13 protein-coding genes and 1 pseudogene are annotated in these 14,361 nt (G+C 75.3%); 6 read left to right on the top strand and 8 right to left on the bottom strand.

All coding sequences use genetic code 11. The annotated features are described in order from the left end of the window. Window positions 1-127 precede the first annotated feature (127 nt). From OH807_RS28840 to msrB, 4 genes are all read left to right on the top strand, one after another. Entirely contained in the window at window positions 128-928 is an 801-nt protein-coding gene (locus OH807_RS28840) for a pyrimidine reductase family protein (RefSeq protein ID WP_406204431.1), read from the top strand. 127 nt (window positions 929-1,055) lie between these two features. Further along, window positions 1,056-1,517 (top strand): indole-3-glycerol phosphate synthase, encoded by a 462-nt coding sequence (locus tag OH807_RS28835; protein ID WP_406204428.1) that lies wholly within the window; start codon window positions 1,056-1,058, stop codon window positions 1,515-1,517. A 202-nt stretch (window positions 1,518-1,719) separates the two neighbouring features. Next, a complete protein-coding gene (murC, locus tag OH807_RS28830) occupies window positions 1,720-3,150 on the top strand; it encodes a UDP-N-acetylmuramate--L-alanine ligase (protein ID WP_406204425.1) in 1,431 nt (476 codons plus the stop codon). Between the two features lie 22 nt (window positions 3,151-3,172). Further along, the gene (msrB, locus tag OH807_RS28825; RefSeq protein WP_406204422.1) at window positions 3,173-3,583 is read left to right on the top strand and encodes a peptide-methionine (R)-S-oxide reductase MsrB; all 411 of its coding nucleotides are present in this window, start codon (window positions 3,173-3,175) and stop codon (window positions 3,581-3,583) included. Window positions 3,584-3,711: 128 nt separating this feature from the next. Here the strand turns inward: msrB and OH807_RS28820 are convergent, their stop codons facing one another. The 8 genes from OH807_RS28820 to OH807_RS28785 form a co-directional block, all read right to left on the bottom strand. Beyond that, on the bottom strand, window positions 3,712-4,884 hold the full coding sequence (locus tag OH807_RS28820) for a cytochrome P450 (RefSeq protein WP_406211252.1): 1,173 nt from the start codon (window positions 4,882-4,884) through the stop codon (window positions 3,712-3,714). 146 nt (window positions 4,885-5,030) lie between these two features. Then, window positions 5,031-5,591: a GTP-binding protein gene (locus tag OH807_RS28815; RefSeq protein WP_406211250.1), complete on the bottom strand. Its 561-nt coding sequence runs from the start codon at window positions 5,589-5,591 to the stop codon at window positions 5,031-5,033. An 85-nt stretch (window positions 5,592-5,676) separates the two neighbouring features. Then, window positions 5,677-6,039, bottom strand: a complete 363-nt coding sequence (locus tag OH807_RS28810; RefSeq protein WP_406204420.1) for a DUF742 domain-containing protein — start codon at window positions 6,037-6,039, stop codon at window positions 5,677-5,679. Beyond that, window positions 6,036-6,467 carry a roadblock/LC7 domain-containing protein gene (locus OH807_RS28805; protein WP_406204417.1) on the bottom strand — a complete coding sequence of 144 codons (432 nt, stop codon included), beginning with the start codon at window positions 6,465-6,467 and terminating at the stop codon, window positions 6,036-6,038. The genes OH807_RS28810 and OH807_RS28805 overlap by 4 nt, the downstream gene beginning before the upstream one ends. After that, window positions 6,464-8,422 carry an ATP-binding protein gene (locus tag OH807_RS28800; protein WP_406204414.1) on the bottom strand — a complete coding sequence of 653 codons (1,959 nt, stop codon included), beginning with the start codon at window positions 8,420-8,422 and terminating at the stop codon, window positions 6,464-6,466. Before OH807_RS28800 ends, OH807_RS28805 begins: the two co-directional genes overlap by 4 nt. A gap of 135 nt (window positions 8,423-8,557) precedes the next feature. After that, complete coding sequence (locus OH807_RS28795) at window positions 8,558-9,586, bottom strand: MBL fold metallo-hydrolase (protein ID WP_406204411.1); 1,029 nt, start codon at window positions 9,584-9,586, stop codon at window positions 8,558-8,560. 170 nt (window positions 9,587-9,756) lie between these two features. Beyond that, a complete protein-coding gene (locus tag OH807_RS28790; RefSeq protein WP_406204408.1) occupies window positions 9,757-10,503 on the bottom strand; it encodes a hypothetical protein in 747 nt (248 codons plus the stop codon). A 156-nt stretch (window positions 10,504-10,659) separates the two neighbouring features. After that, window positions 10,660-11,583, bottom strand: coding sequence for a GNAT family N-acetyltransferase (locus OH807_RS28785; protein WP_406204405.1), 924 nt, complete (start codon window positions 11,581-11,583; stop codon window positions 10,660-10,662). Between the two features lie 257 nt (window positions 11,584-11,840). Between OH807_RS28785 and OH807_RS28780 the strand changes: the two are divergent. After that, a pseudogene (locus OH807_RS28780) lies at window positions 11,841-13,237 on the top strand (DUF692 domain-containing protein). Between the two features lie 40 nt (window positions 13,238-13,277). After that, window positions 13,278-14,339 (top strand): TIGR04222 domain-containing membrane protein, encoded by a 1,062-nt coding sequence (locus OH807_RS28775; protein WP_406204403.1) that lies wholly within the window; start codon window positions 13,278-13,280, stop codon window positions 14,337-14,339. Window positions 14,340-14,361: the final 22 nt, after the last annotated feature.

Genomic DNA, 14,361 nt, shown 5'->3' with positions numbered 1-14,361 from the left:
CCGGGGGCCGGGCGGCCGCGGACGCGCCGGGCGCGGGCTGCGGCACCGGGCAGAACCAGGCCGGGCCGGGCCGGGCAGGGCAGGGCCGGGCAGGGCCGGCCGGCGGCTCCGGTGGAAGACTGTGGGCATGCAACAGTTGATCACCCCGCTGGACCGGCCCGCCGCCGATCCGGCGTCCCTGGAGTCGCTCGCCGCCGTCTACGCGTACCCCGACCAGGTGAATCACGGCCGGCCGTGGCTGCGCGCCAACATGGTCGCCGGTCTGGACGGCGGGGCCAAGCTGGACGGGCTCTCCGAGGGGCTCTCCAGCCAGGCCGACAAGCGGATCTTCGGCGTCCTGCGGGCGCTCGCGGACGTGGTGCTGGTGGGCGCCGAGACGGTCCGCGCCGAGGGCTACCGCCCCGGGCGGGCGCGGGCCGACTTCGCCGCGGCGCGGAAGGCGGCCGGGCAGGCCCCGGCGCCGGTGATCGCGGTCGTCACCCGCTCGCTGGAGCTGGACCTCACGGCGCCGCTGTTCACCGAGCCGCTGGTGCGCACGGTGGTGATCACCACCGGGGACGCACCCGAGGAGCGCCGCGCGGCCGTCGCCGGGGTGGCCGACCTGATCGTGGCCGGGCGGGGCTCGGTGGACCTGCGGGCGGCCGTCGCCGCGCTGGCCGAACGGGGCTGGACGCGGCTGCTGAGCGAGGGCGGTCCGCGGCTGCTGGGGCAGCTGGCGGCGGCGGACCTGCTGGACGAGCTCTGCCTGTCGCTGGCGCCGCTGATCACGGGCGGCGGCGCGCCGCGCATCATCCACGATGCGGAAATGCCTGACGTGCAGCAGATGCGACTGGTCTCATTGATCGAGCAGAAAGGATTCCTCTTCACCCGCTACCTGCGTCTTCACCCGCATCCTGCCCCGCCGGGGCCCGGGACCGCCGGAGCGTGATCCCGATCTCGTTCGGGCACCCGCCCGTGTGACCCGCGTGGGAGCGGGCAGCGTGCGGAAAGCTTCCGCCGGGCAGTCATGGGATGCGATGCCGGGGCCCGGGGGCCGGCCACTGGAAGGAACTCACGTGTTCAAGACGGTACTGATGATCGAGAAGGCGCTCTCCGACGCCGACGTGGAGCTGGTCACCACGCTCCACAGCGACGAGAAGGTGTCCTTCGTCGTCCTGATGCAGCCGAGAGGCAGACAGGACGAACTGCTGCGGGCGCTGGACGACGTCGCGCTCGGCCACCTCGACAAGGTGGTGCGCGAGCACGACGAGTCCGAGAGCGGGCCCACGGTGGCCGGCGAGTCGCTCGAACACAGCCTGCGCCACCTGCGGGCCGCCGGGGCCGAGGCGGTCGGCGAGCTGGTCGAGGACAAGCCGCTGGAGCGGCTGCGCGCGGTGGTCGAGGAGCACCGCGCCGACGAGGTGGTCGTGCTCACCTCCCCGCACTTCGTGGAGGAGTTCTTCCACCGCGACTGGGCCTCCCAGGCCCGGCACAAGGTGGGCGTCCCGGTGCTGCGGCTGTTCGCCAGCGACTCCTGACCGCTCCCGCCCGCCCGCTCCCCGGCCCGGGGCTGCCCGTGCGGCCCCGGGCCGCAGCGCCGCACCGCCCGCCCCCGGCCGGCGGTCGCGGACGAGGGGCCCGCCGCCGGTGGTGCAGAATCGTCCTTGCGGTCCGTCCGCGAGGACGACCCGCCCCTCGTCCGTCTTCACTGTCCCGCCCCCGCCCGTACGGAGCCCCGCCTTGAACGACGCCGCGCACGACCTGCACGCCCCGCACTTCATCGGTATCGGCGGCGCCGGGATGTCCGGCCTGGCGAAAATCCTCGCGGTGCGCGGCGCCAGCGTCTCCGGCAGCGACTCCAAGGAGTCCGAGACCGTCCTCGCGCTGCGCGCGCTCGGCGCCAGCGTGCACATCGGCCACGCCGCCGAGCACGTGCCGGACGGCGTCAGCAGCGTCGTCGTCTCCAGCGCCATCCGCGCCGACAACCCGGAGCTGGCCGTCGCCCACGAGCGGGGCATCCCGGTCGTCCACCGCTCCGACGCGCTGGCCGCGCTGATGGGCGGCCGCCGGGCGCTGGCCGTGGCCGGCACCCACGGCAAGACCACCACCACCAGCATGCTCGCCGTCGCCCTCGGCGAGCTGGGCCTCGACCCGTCCTACGCCATCGGCGGCGACCTCGACGCACCCGGCTCCAACGCCCACCACGGCACCGGCGAGATCTTCGTCGCCGAGGCCGACGAGAGCGACCGCAGCTTCCACAAGTACGCGCCCGAGGTGGCGATCGTGCTCAACGTGGAGCTGGACCACCACGCGAACTACGCCTCGATCGAGGAGATCTACGAGTCCTTCGAGACCTTCGTCGGCCGGATCACCCCCGGCGGCACCCTGGTCGTCTCCGCCGACCACGACGGCGCGCGTGAGCTGACGGCGCGGGTGGCCGGCCGCGAGGGCCTCAACGTGGTCACCGTCGGGGCCGCCGAGGACGCCGACGTCCGCGTGCTGTCGGTGGTCGCCCGCGGGATGACCAGCGAGGTCACCGTGGAGCTGGACGGCGCCGAGCTGGGCTTCACCGTCTCCGTGCCCGGCCGGCACTACGCGCACAACGCCGTCGCCGCGCTGGCCGCCGGCGTCGCGCTCGGCGTCCCGGGGGCCGACCTCGCCAAGGCGCTCGGCGCCTACACCGGCGTGCGGCGCCGGCTCCAGCTCAAGGGCGAGGCGGGCGGCGTCCAGGTGATCGACTCCTACGCCCACCACCCGACCGAGATGACCGCCGACCTGGAGGCGATCCGCGAGGGCCTGGAGGGCGAGGGCCGGGTGCTGGTGGTCTTCCAGCCGCACCTGTTCAGCCGCACCCAGCAGCTCGCCGAGGAGATGGGCGCCGCGCTCGCCCTCGCCGACGCCTCGGTGGTGCTCGACATCTACCCGGCCCGCGAGGACCCGATCCCCGGCGTGACCAGCGCGCTGATCGTCGACGCGGCCGGCCGGGCCGGCGCCGAGGTCACCACCGAGCACGACTTCGACGCCGCCCCCGCGCTGCTGGCCGGCCTGGCCCGCCCCGGCGACCTGCTGCTCACCATGGGCGCGGGCGACGTCACCAACCTCGGACCTGCGATCCTGGAAGAACTGCAGCGGGGCTCCAAGCACCTCGCGAACGTCGCCACCAACGTCTGAGTCCACCCGACCGGGAGCTGTCATGAGCTACGAGATCGAGAAGTCCGAGGCCGAGTGGCGCGCCCAGCTCACGCCGGAGGAGTACCACGTGCTCCGCGAGGCCGGCACCGAGCGCCCGTTCACCGGTGAGTACACCGACACCAAGACGGTCGGCGTCTACAGCTGCCGCGCCTGCGGCAGCGAGCTGTTCAGCTCGGAGACCAAGTTCGACAGCCACTGCGGCTGGCCGTCCTACTACGCGCCGCTCGCCGGGGACCGCGTCCAGTACATCGAGGACAGCACGCTCGGCATGCGCCGGGTGGAGGTGCGCTGCGCGAACTGCGGCGGGCACCTCGGCCACGTCTTCGAGGGCGAGGGCTACGGGACGCCGACGGACCAGCGCTACTGCATCAACAGCATCTCGCTGACGCTGAAGCCGGCCGACCAGGGCTGACCCCGGCGGCACGGCAGCACGGCGGCGCGCAGGCCCGGGAGCCCCTCGGCTCCCGGGCCTGCGCGCTGTCCGCGGGCGGGGCCGGGCCAGGGCCAGGGGCCGCGGGCGGGTGCCCCGGCGTGCCCGGGCTATCCGGCGACGGGGTGGAAGCGGACCGGGAGGTGGACCAGGGCGCGGTGGAACGGGCCGGGACGCCAGAGCAGGTCCGCCGCCGGGGTGGCCAGTTCGAGGTCGCTGAGCCGGCTGGTGAGCTGCTCGATCGCGGTGATCGCGATCAGCAGCGCCGGATCCCGGGCGGGGCAGGCGTGCGGGCCGGCGGCCCAGGCCAGGTGGGCGGACTCGCCACTGGGCAGCCCGGTACCGTCCGTGGGCGGCGCCGCCTGCGAGTTCGCGGCCGCGTAGGAGACCAGCACCAGCGTGCCGGCCGGGATCTCGCGCCCGTGGAAGGTGATGTCGTAGCGCGGGTAGTGGGCGGAGAGGTTCGCCAGCGGCGGCTCGTGCCAGAGCGCCTCGTCGATCGCCTGGTACGCCGTCATGGCGCCGCCGAACAGCGAACCGGCGTACCGGGCGTCGGTGAGCAGCCGCAGCAGGGCGTTGCCGATCAGGTTGGTGGTGGGCTCGTGCCCGGCGATCATGTTCAGGGTGATCTGCCGGACCACCTCGTCGTTCTCCAGCCCCGCCGGGTGGGTGACGAACCAGGAGGTCAGGTCGTGCCGGGGCCGCTCGCGGCGCTCGGCGACCATCTCCGTGACCACCGCGACGAGGTCGCCGTACGCGGCGACCGCCTTCTCGGCGGACTCGATCATGCCCGCGATGCCGGCCACCAGCCGGGCGCTGTGCTCCTCCGGCACGCCGAACCAGGTGTTGAAGACGAACAGCGGCAGCCGGCGGGCGTACTCGGCGATCAGATCGGCCGTACCCGTCGCCGCGAAGCCGTCGATCAGCTGCTGCGCGACCTCGGCGACCCGGCGCTGGAGCTGGTGCGGCTCCAGCAGGGCCAGACCGTCGGTGATCACCTGGCGGTAGCGGGCGTGCACCTCGCCGTCGCTGAACAGGGCCGTGGGGCGGTACCCGAGCATCGGCAGCAGCGGGGAGGTCGGCGGGAGGGTCTGCTGCCAGGCCCGGGAGTCCTTGGAGAAGGTGTCGGAGTCGCGCAGCAGGTCCAGCGCGGCCTGGTAGTCGGTGACCAGCAGCGCCTCCACGCCCGGCGCGATCTCCACCGGGGCGACGGCGCCGTAGCGGCGCAGCCGGTCGTAGACGAGCTGCGGGTCGGCGGCGAAGACCGGGCCGTGGATCGGGATCGGACGGTCCGCGGCGGCGGCGGGCGCGTCGGTGTCGACCGGGCCGGTGACGGGTGCGTCGGCGGTGTCGGGAGCGGTGGTGGGGACGGGGGCGGGGGCGGGGACGGCGGGGCCGTTCGCGTCGGCGGGTACGGCGTCGGTGCTGGTCACGGCTGCTCCGGGGCGGCGTCGGGTGCTGCGGGCAGGCCGTGCAGCACGTGCTCGGCCAGCGCGATCAGCGCGTCCAGGCTGGCGCGGCGCTCGCGGGCGTCGCAGAGCACCAGCGGGGTGTCGGCATGCAGGTCCAGGTGCGCGCGGAGCACCTCGACCGGGTGCGCGGGCGCGTCGGGGAAGCAGTTGACGGCCACCGCGTACGGCAGGCCCTGCTCCTCGACCATGTCCATGATCTCGAAGGAGTCGGCCAGCCGGCGGGTGTCGGCCAGCACCAGGGCGCCGACCGCACCGCGGGCGATGTCCTGCCAGAGCGGGAAGAAGCGGCGCTGACCGGGCGTGCCGAACATGTAGAGCACCACCTGGCCGGGCAGGGTGAGCCGGCCGAAGTCGACCGCCACCGTCGTGGTGGCCTTGTCGGGCAGCAGCGCGGCGTCGTCCACGGGGGCGCCGGTCTCGGTCATCGCCTCCTCGGTGTGGAGGGTCGGGATCTCCGAGAGCGTACGGATGAGCGTCGTCTTGCCGACGCCGAACGGGCCGGCGACGACCAGCTTCATCAGCGTCTGGTCCCGGTCGGGCAGGTAGCCCACCCGGTCCGGCCGGCCGGACCGGCCGCCGGCCGGGTCGGCCGGGTCGGCCGGGCTACCGGAGAGTGCGGAGTCCAACGAGGAGCCTCTCGACGATGGAGCGGTCGGTCTGCTGGGCGCGGGGGATCGGGGCGCGGGCGCGGAGGCAGCCCAGCTCCACCAGGTCGGCCGCGAGGAAGACGGTGGCGCTGACCGGCAGCCGCAGGTGCGCGGCGGCCTCCACCACGGTCAGTGCGCCGGGCCGCAGCAGCTCCCAGAGCCGCCGGTGCTCGCCCTCCAGCTCCTGCAGCGCCTGCGGCGGTTCGGCGCCGGTGGTGTGCAGGACGGTCAGCCGCTCGAAGCCCGCCGTACCCGGCCTGGTCCGGCCGCCGGTGGCCAGGTAGGCGGGGACCATCCGCCTGCGGGGTACGGCGGTCATGACCGGACGGTGGCGCCCTGTCGCCTGGCGGGACTCGCCAGGGCGCGGCCGAGGGCGGCCACCTGGACCTGCATCTGGTAGGCCACGTTGCCGAGTTGGGCCTCCGGGGTGGTGAACACCGCCAGCGAGGTGTTCTCGCCCGCCGGAACGACGATCGCGAATCCCTGCTCGGACTCCACCACGGTCTGCGCCAGCCGGGGCTGCTCGATGTCGGTGAAGGCGGTGGTGAACGCGCGGGCGGCGGCGTGCACGGTGGCCGTCATCGCGGCGACCCGCTCGGCCGACGCGCGGCCGAGGCCGTCCGAGGCGCCCTCGACGAGGCCGTCGCCGGTGGCGATCACCGCGTGCAGGACGCCCGGGAGCTCCAGCAGCGGGGTCAGCACCCACGAGATCTCGTCGGTGGCGGTCGGGCTGGGCGTGCTGCTCACTGCTCGGCTCCTTCGGAAGGCTGGACGGGACGACGGCCGGTCCGGCCCTGGCGGGCGGTCTCGGCCTCGGCCTCGGTGGTGTGCGGTGCGGCCGGGACGACCTCGGCGGCCGCGGCCGCCCGGTCGCCGGTCTCCGGCGCGGCAGGCGCGTCGGCGCCGGCTGTGGTGGGCGCGTCGGTACGGGGAGCGGTGCGGGTGCCGGTGCGGGTGCCAGGGGCGGTGCGGGTGGCGGGAGTGGTGCGGGTCGCGGCGGCCGCCTCGGCGACGGCGGCCCGTCCGGAGCCGGTGCCCTGTTGCAGCGCCTCCCAGCGGGCGGCGGCCTGCTCCGGGGTCCGCGCGACCGGGCCGGCGGCGGTGCCGTCGCCCGCGCCCCGCGCGGTGCCGTCGGCGGACCGGTCGGACCCGTCGGCCCCGGCAGGCCCGTCGGCCGGACCGGTGGACGGCTGGGCGAGCGGCTGGCGCCGGCGCCGGCTGGGCAGACCGGTGCCGTCGGACGGCGCGGCGTGCACCGAGGGCACGACGTGCATGGCCGGCGCGGGGTGCCGGAGCGACAGCTCGTGCCGCTCCGGCACGTCGTGCCTGTTCTGATCATCGGACGCGTCGCGCGGTGCCGGCACCGCCTGCACGGTGGGTGCGGGGGCCGGCCCCGTCCCGGCGCGCAGCGGCAGCGGGGTGAGCACCGAGAGCGGCTGCTCCTCGTCCACCACGGTCAGCAGCCCGGCCGGGATCCGCACGATGGTCCGCATGCCGCCGTACGGGGAGGGCTCGATGTGACAGGCGAAGCCGTACTGCCGGGCGAGCTTGCCGACCACCGCGAAGCCGGTCTTCGGCGGGTTGCCCAGCTCCGTGAGCAGCACCTCGGGCGGGCCGGCCAGCAGCCGGCGGGCCCGGCGCAGCTGGTCCTCCTCCATGCCGATGCCGCTGTCGTCGATGATCACCAACGCCCCGCGGCCGCCCTGCTGGACGGTGACCGGGATGTCGGTCTCCGGGTGCGAGTACGCGGTGGCGTTGGCGAGCAGCTCGGCCACGGCGATGGCGAGCGGCTCGGCGGCCCGGGCGACCACGGCGAGGCGGTTCTCCCGCAGGTGGTTGGCCACCTTGATCCGGGCGTAGCCGGGCACCCGGGAGAGCGCGCCGATCACCACCTCGGCCAGCGGGGAGTCGGTGCGGGCCAGACCGGGCCAGGCCTCGCAGAGCACCGCGATGGTCTGGATCCGGCGCAGCGCGACCTCGTTGCGGAAGTCGACCTCCAGCAGCCTGGGGTCGTCGTTGTCGTCCTGGAGCTGCTGGACGAGGCTCTGGATCTGGTACAGCAGCGTCTGGATCCGGGAGGTGGCGCCGCGCATCGCCGCCCGGGCGGCGGCGTCGACCCGGTCGCGCTCGTCCGTGACCGCCGCGGTGGCCGCGTCCAGGACGGCCTGCAGGGCCCGGACGGCCTCGGGGCCGACGGCCGGCGCGTCCAGCGGCCCGACGACGGGCGCGTTGGGGTGGCTGAGCCGCACCGCGGCGGCGGTCACCCGTGCCGTGGCGAGGTGGCCGACCTCGGCCAGCAGGGCGCTGGTCCGCGCGTCGGCCTCCGCGGCCCGCCGGCCGGCCTCGGCGGTGCGGTCCTCGGCCGCGCGGACGTGCAGCTCGGCCTCGGCCGCGCGGTGCTCCGCCGCGGCGGTGCGCTGGTCGGCCTCACGGGCCCGGCCCTCGGTGGCCAGCGCCCGGGTCTCGGTCCGGCGGGCCTCCTCGGTGGCCCGCCGGGTGACCTCCTGCGCCTCGCGCAGTTGCTGCTCACCGCGGGCCAGCCGGCCGTCGGCGGCGCGGGCCCGCTCCTCGCTGTGGGCGGTGGCCGTCTCGGCGGTGACGGCCCGGGTGAGCGCCCGGGAGCGTCCCCGGGCCAGGGCAGCGGCCGCCGCGAGCGCGGCGGCTGCGAGCACCGCCAGGACGAGCAGCGCGATCTGCGTCATCGAAGTCCTCGGAAGTCCTCGATCGAAGGGGCGGGGGGAGCGGCCGGCGAGGGAAGGGGCGCGGAGGGGGTGGAGGGGTGGGCCGCCGGCCGGGCGGTCGGGCAGTGAGACAGCGGGTGGCCGGGCCGCGGACGGTCAGGCGGAGGCCCGGACGTCCGGTCCGGACCGGGGCCGCGGCGGGCGGGCGGCGGCGTCCTCGGCGAGCTCCCGCTCCACCAGGGCGACCTGACCCATCGCCTCCAGGACGTTCGGCACCTCGCTGCCGTTCAGGTGCCGGTACTCGGCGGCGACGGTGAGCACCAGCCGCTCGGGCAGGCCGAGCTCGGGGTGGCGCTGCTCGGCGATGACCCGCCGGGCGGCGTCCAGCGCGGGTATCCCGGCGGCGTGCAGCGCGTGGGCGCGCTCGCGCACGTAGGCGAGGTAGGCGATGTGGGCCCGGACGCCGGAGCGGTCGAGCACCGGGCCGTGGCCGGGGACGAAGATCTCCGCACCGGTGGCGAGGGCCTGCTCGCAGGCGGCGACGATGTTCTCCAGCGGACCGGCCCAGTGCGAGGGGTGGTCCCCGGGCTGCTCGGGCGTCGAGCCGAAGATCACGTCGCCGGTGAACACGGCACGCTGGTGCGGCAGGTGCACCAGCAGGTCGCCGCCGGTGTGCGCGGCCGGCAGCGCGGTGATCTGCACCGGGTACTCCCCCACCCGCAGCTCCAGCTCGCCGGTGAAGACGGTGTGCGGGTGGACCGGCTCGGTCTCCGACCAGTCGAACTGGCCGAAATGACGCTGGAGGTAGCCGCCGAGCAGGGAGTCCGGGTCGCCACCGTTGACCAGGGCGTGCTGCTGCTGCGGCGTCGGCTCCCAGTGGATGTGGCCCAGTGCCTCGCGGGTGGCGATCACCTCGGCGTCCGGGAGCACACCGGCGCCCCAGAGGTGGTCGCCGTTGGCGTGGGTGACGACCACCCGGTCGACGGTGACGCCTTCGGACAGCCGCTGCCGGCTCTCGGCGAGGAACTCCGAGGCGAGGGAGGGGTCGTAGGGTGTGTCGATCCACAGCGCGGTCCGCGGCGAGGCCAGCAGACCGCAGTTGGCCAGCCCCCAGCCACGCTCCGGCGGGAGCCACACGTACAGGTCCTCGGCAATCGCGCTCACGTTCGCGCGGCTGATCGTCATGTGCGCGATTATGCCGATGATATGACAGTGGCGAAGCAAAACCCTTGCACTTCCGGCCACTTCCTGCCCCAGACCCTCCCGACCTGTCCCCATTCGCACCGGTGCGGTCCGGACCACTTCGTCTCAAGGAGCAGGACGGCGAACGGCGCACCGGCGGCCCCGCCGGAGCCTCAGACCGCCGGGAGGAGCCGGCAGACCTCCACCGTCACGTCGACCGTGTCCAGGCCGATCACCCGGCCCTCGACGGCGGCGAATCCTTTCTCCCCGCTGCGGAAGAGCGCCGCCAGCGGGGACTTCCGGCTCGCCGCGGCCAGCGCCTCGACCGCCATCGCCGACCCGAAGGCGAACACCCCGCAGAGCACGATGCAGGGCGCGTGCCGCGAGGTGTGGGTCACGAAGACGAAGCCGTGGTCCCGAATCAGCTCGTCGGCGGGGTTGTACTGGGCCTCGAAGGTCATGCCGCCCCAGCGCGCCCGGGCCGCTTCGGGGTACTCGATGCAGAAGTCCGGGAAGGCCGCACCGAGCACGCTCGCCGAGTACGGATTGACGCTCGGGCCGCCGACCGAGAAGGTCGGCATCCGCGGGTCCTGCGCCCCGGCGGTGACCAGCTCGATCGTCGCCTTGCGGTTGACCTTCCGCAGCAGGTCGGTGAGCTGGGCGATCGCCCGGGCCTCGGCCATCGGCATGAAGAGGACGTTCCGCGGGCCGCGGCTGGTCAGCCGGCGGCCGTCCTTGGCGAAGGCGAACTCCGCCACCTCGATGCTCGGGGTGACGATCTGCACCCGGCTGTACGGCGCGAGCAGCGCCCGGAGGAAGCCGTAGCGGAGGAACAGCCGGGTGCGGGCGAGGGAGCGGGCCGCGAGGAAGCCGATCACGGCCGGAACGAATCCGATCAGGACCTGAAGCAGGATCTCCATACCACCCCCCGCGGGGAATACTCGGGCACGAACTGTCTGCCGTGAGGTGATGCCCCGTAGAACACCGGGAACTCCCGGCACAGCAGCTCGCCCGGCGCGCGCCGCCGCGCGTGCGCCCCGCCCCCGGCGGCCCGCCGGCGGCCCACTGTGCTCCCGTCAGCCGCCCAGCTGCTTGGTGAACTTCCGCTCGCTCGCACAGCGCTCGTACCCGAGCCACTCGTTGATCGCGAGCATCGGCGCATTGGTCGCGTCGTTGCTGGTGTACGCCCGGCGGTAGCCGGCCTCCCGGGCCCGGCGCAGCGACTCGTACTTGGCGAGCTTGCTCAGGCCGCGCCCCCGGAAGTCCCGCCGGCAGGCCGTGAAGGCCGACCAGTAGCGGTCCGCGCCGTCCGTCTGCACCGCGCTGAACGCGACCGGCTCGCCGTCGAGCACCGCGACCACGGTCAGCTCGCGGTCGAAGTCCGGGCGGGCCCAGTCCCCGTTCAGGAACTCCTCGTAGTCGGCGGCGTCCATCACGACCTCGCCCGGTTCGTCGCGGATCGCGTCCGCCTCGACGACGAAGATCGGGTACGGGTCGTCCGCCCACTCGCTCGCCGGGCGCAGCTCGACGCCCGCCGGCACCGCGGGGGCCGCCGGGAGCGGGAGCGCGAGGTCCCGGCCGCCGAAGTGGGCCGTCCGGCCGGCGGTGAAGCCGCGGTTCGCCGCGAACTCCAGTGCCGCCGGCTCGTCGTCCACCCAGCTGTGCACCTCGACCACGCCGTGCTCGGCGAGGTGCGCCTCGGCCGCGCCCAGCAGCGCGGTGAACGCGCCCCGGCGCCGGTGCGCGGGCAGGATGCTGCCGTTGGCGTAGCCGACGCCCTTGGTGCTGGTGCCGGTGACCAGGCCGCAGCGCAGCGCGCCGGCCACCTGGCCGTCGACCTCGGCGACCAGGGTGCGGTGATGCTGCTCCGCGGGGAAGTTGGCGTCCATCCACACGAAGGTCTCGGGCGTGAGCACCAGGTGCTCGCGGCCGGCGCTGTGGGCGGCGGCCACGGCCGCGGCGTCCTCGGGGCGGAAGTCACGAATCGTCAGTGTCGTCATAGGCGTGTCACGCTAGCGCCCGACCACCCGGTTCGCCTTTGAATTTCCGCTCCCACCTGCGCGTTCTCGGCCCGGACGGGACCAAAGTCCCTGACCTCCGGATCCGCAAGCTCAAATAATGCTCTGAGATGACCGGGCAAGGCTTGGCAGCCGCCCCGCCCGGGGACATCCTCAGCAGCACAGCCCGGACCGGCCCTGGCGACGACGCCCGCGCCGGCCGACGGCTCCCCACCCAGCCCTCCGAAGGGGGCGCACCGATGATCTCCCCTGCGCCGAACTCCGCTGCGCCGAACTCCGCTGCGCCGGGACTCCCTGCACCGGGACTCCCCGCACCGAACGCCGCTGCGCCGGACACCTCCGCGAAGAGCGCCCCGGCCCGGCACACCGGGCAGGTCACGCTCGGCGTCGGCCTCGGCTGGCGCAGCGAGATCGACGTCGTGGTCGAGCGGCAGCCAGGCCTCGACTGGGTCGAGGTGGTCGCCGAGAACATCTGCGCCGGCCACCTGCCCGCCTCACTGCTGGCCCTGCGGGAGCGCGGCGTCACCGTCGTCCCGCACGGCGTCTCGCTCGGCCTCGGCGGCGCCGACCGGCCCGACCCGGCCCGGCTCGCCGCGCTCGCCGGGACCGTCGCGGCGCTCGACGCCCCGCTGGTCACCGAACACCTGGCGTTCGTCCGGGCCGGCGGCCTGGAGGCCGGGCACCTGCTTCCGGTGCCGCGCTCGCGCGACGCGCTCGCCGTGATCGCGGAGAACGTCCGGATCGCCCAGGACCAGCTGCCGGTGCCGCTGGCCCTGGAGAACATCGCCGCCCAGCTGGCCTGGCCGGACGACGAGCTCACCGAGGGGCAGTTCCTCGCCGAGCTGGTCGAACGCACCGGCGTCCGGCTCCTGATCGACGTCGCCAACCTGCACACCAACCGGGTCAACCTCGGTCTGGACCCAGCGGCCGAGCTGGACCGGCTGCCCCTGGAGGCACTCGCCTACGTCCACGTGGCGGGCGGTCAGCTGGTCGACGGCGTCTGGCACGACACCCACGCGCACCCCGTCACCGAGCCCGTCCTGGAGGTGCTGGCCGAGCTGTGCGCGCGGGTCGTCCCGCCCGGTGTGCTGCTGGAACGCGACGCCGCCTTCCCGCCGCCGGCCGAGCTCGCCGCCGAGCTGGACGCCGTCCGGCGCGTCCTGGACGGGGCGCGGCGACCGTGACGACCCCCGAGGAGGCCGGGCTCGCCGCCGCCCGCGCCCGGCTGGCCGAGCGCCAGGAGGCCCTGCTGACCGCCCTCGTGGCGGGCGGTCCGGTCCCGCCCGGCTTCGACGAGGCGCAGGTCCACGCCCAGGCACTGGGCCTGGCCCGCAAGCGCCGCGACACCACGGCCAAGGTGGCCCCGGAGCTCGCCCGCCTGCTCGGGCCGCGGTTCGGGCCGCTCTTCCTGGCCTACGCCCGCCGGCACCCGCAGGCCGGCGGCTACCGCGCCGACGCCCGGGCCTTCGCCGCCTGGGCGGTGGCCAACACCTCCGCGTACGGCGCCGGCGAGGGCCTCGGCCCCGAACAGCGCCGGGCCCTGGAGCAGTGGCTCCGCGGCCCCGCCCCGGAGCAGCCGCCCGGCCCGCTCACCCGGCTGCGCCGGAGCCTGCGGCCCGGCCGCCGGCCGCACTGACCCGATCTCCTGCACACTTCACCACCCGGGGGAACCGCCCATGTGGCACAACGTCTGCTTCTTCGTCCCCGCCGTCCTGCTGCTCGCCGCCGCCGTCCACGCGTCACGGGCCCGGCAGGCCGTCCTGCGCGTCCCGTACGCCCGGGGCCTGCCCGGCCGCGGGCTGCCGCTGCTGGAGACCGCCTTCCTCTCCGGCGGTCCCGGCCGGGTCTTCGACACCGCCTTCGTCCGGATGCACCAGGCCGGCCACGTCGTCGTCAACCGGGCCGGGCTGGTCACGCTGACCGCCGACCGGCCGTACGACGCCGTGGACCAAGCGATCGTCGAGGCGATCGGCCCGACCGGGCAGCAGGACCTCGCGCCGCTGCGCCGCACCGTGATGCGCTCGCCGGCCGTCCAGAAGCTGGGCGACGGGCTCGCCGACCGCGGTCTGATGCGCAACCCCGCCAAGCTGCGCCGGGCCAGGACCGCGCGCCGGCTGCTCTGGTGGGCGCTGCTGCTGGTGGTGGTGACCACCGTGCTGGCCTTCGCCCTCGACCGCGGCGACGCCGGCGCGGACCGACCGGCGCTCGCCGTCCCGCTGGTGCTGCTGGTGGTCGGGCTGATCTCGCTGATCGTGACCTGGCCGCTCAAGGGCCGGGTCACCCCGGCCGGCCGGCGCCAGCTCGGCCTGATGAACACCGGCAAGCCGTGGCAGCCCTCGGTCGGCCTGGCGCCCCGCGCCGCCGGGGGCGTGCTGCTCGGCTCGATCGCGCTGGGCGGGCTGGCCGTGGCCGGCCTGGAGGACGGCGAGCTGGAGGCGGCGATGACGGCCGCGGCCGCCGCCGAGCTGGAGGCCGCCCGGGTGGCGGCCGGCGCCGGCTCGTCCTCGTCCTCCTCCGGCTCGTCCTCGTCCTCCTGCGCGAGCAGCACCGTGTGGTGCGGGTCCTCCTCGGACTCCGGCTCCTCGTCCAGCTCCTGCGGCGGCAGCTCCTGCGGCTCCTCGTCCGGCTCCTGCGGCTCGTCCTCGTCGAGCTGCGGCTCCTCCAGCAGCTGCGGGTCCTCGTCGAGCTCCTGCGGGTCCTCCAGCAGCTGCGGCGGCGGCAGTTCCTGCAGCTCCTGAGGCCCCCGGGGCTCCCGGGGCC

Origin of the sequence: Kitasatospora sp. NBC_01560 (assembly GCF_045208415.1) — a bacterium.
In the GTDB taxonomy this organism is placed as follows: domain Bacteria; phylum Actinomycetota; class Actinomycetes; order Streptomycetales; family Streptomycetaceae; genus Kitasatospora.
The sequence above is the reverse complement of the archived record's forward strand: the minus strand, read 5'-3'. Positions and strand labels throughout refer to the sequence as shown.

Excerpts from the sequence above, each read along its gene's own strand:
- OH807_RS28800 (WP_406204414.1), bottom strand. The coding sequence starts at position 8,422 with ATGACGCAGATCGCGCTGCTCGTCCTGGCGGTGCTCGCAGCCGCCGCG.
- OH807_RS28790 (WP_406204408.1), bottom strand. The coding sequence starts at position 10,503 with ATGGAGATCCTGCTTCAGGTCCTGATCGGATTCGTTCCGGCCGTGATC.
- OH807_RS28795 (WP_406204411.1), bottom strand. The coding sequence starts at position 9,586 with ATGACGATCAGCCGCGCGAACGTGAGCGCGATTGCCGAGGACCTGTAC.
- msrB (WP_406204422.1), top strand. The coding sequence starts at position 3,173 with ATGAGCTACGAGATCGAGAAGTCCGAGGCCGAGTGGCGCGCCCAGCTC.
- OH807_RS28775 (WP_406204403.1), top strand. The coding sequence starts at position 13,278 with ATGTGGCACAACGTCTGCTTCTTCGTCCCCGCCGTCCTGCTGCTCGCC.
- OH807_RS28810 (WP_406204420.1), bottom strand. The coding sequence starts at position 6,039 with ATGACCGCCGTACCCCGCAGGCGGATGGTCCCCGCCTACCTGGCCACC.
- OH807_RS28785 (WP_406204405.1), bottom strand. The coding sequence starts at position 11,583 with ATGACGACACTGACGATTCGTGACTTCCGCCCCGAGGACGCCGCGGCC.
- OH807_RS28840 (WP_406204431.1), top strand. The coding sequence starts at position 128 with ATGCAACAGTTGATCACCCCGCTGGACCGGCCCGCCGCCGATCCGGCG.
- OH807_RS28815 (WP_406211250.1), bottom strand. The coding sequence starts at position 5,591 with ATGAAGCTGGTCGTCGCCGGCCCGTTCGGCGTCGGCAAGACGACGCTC.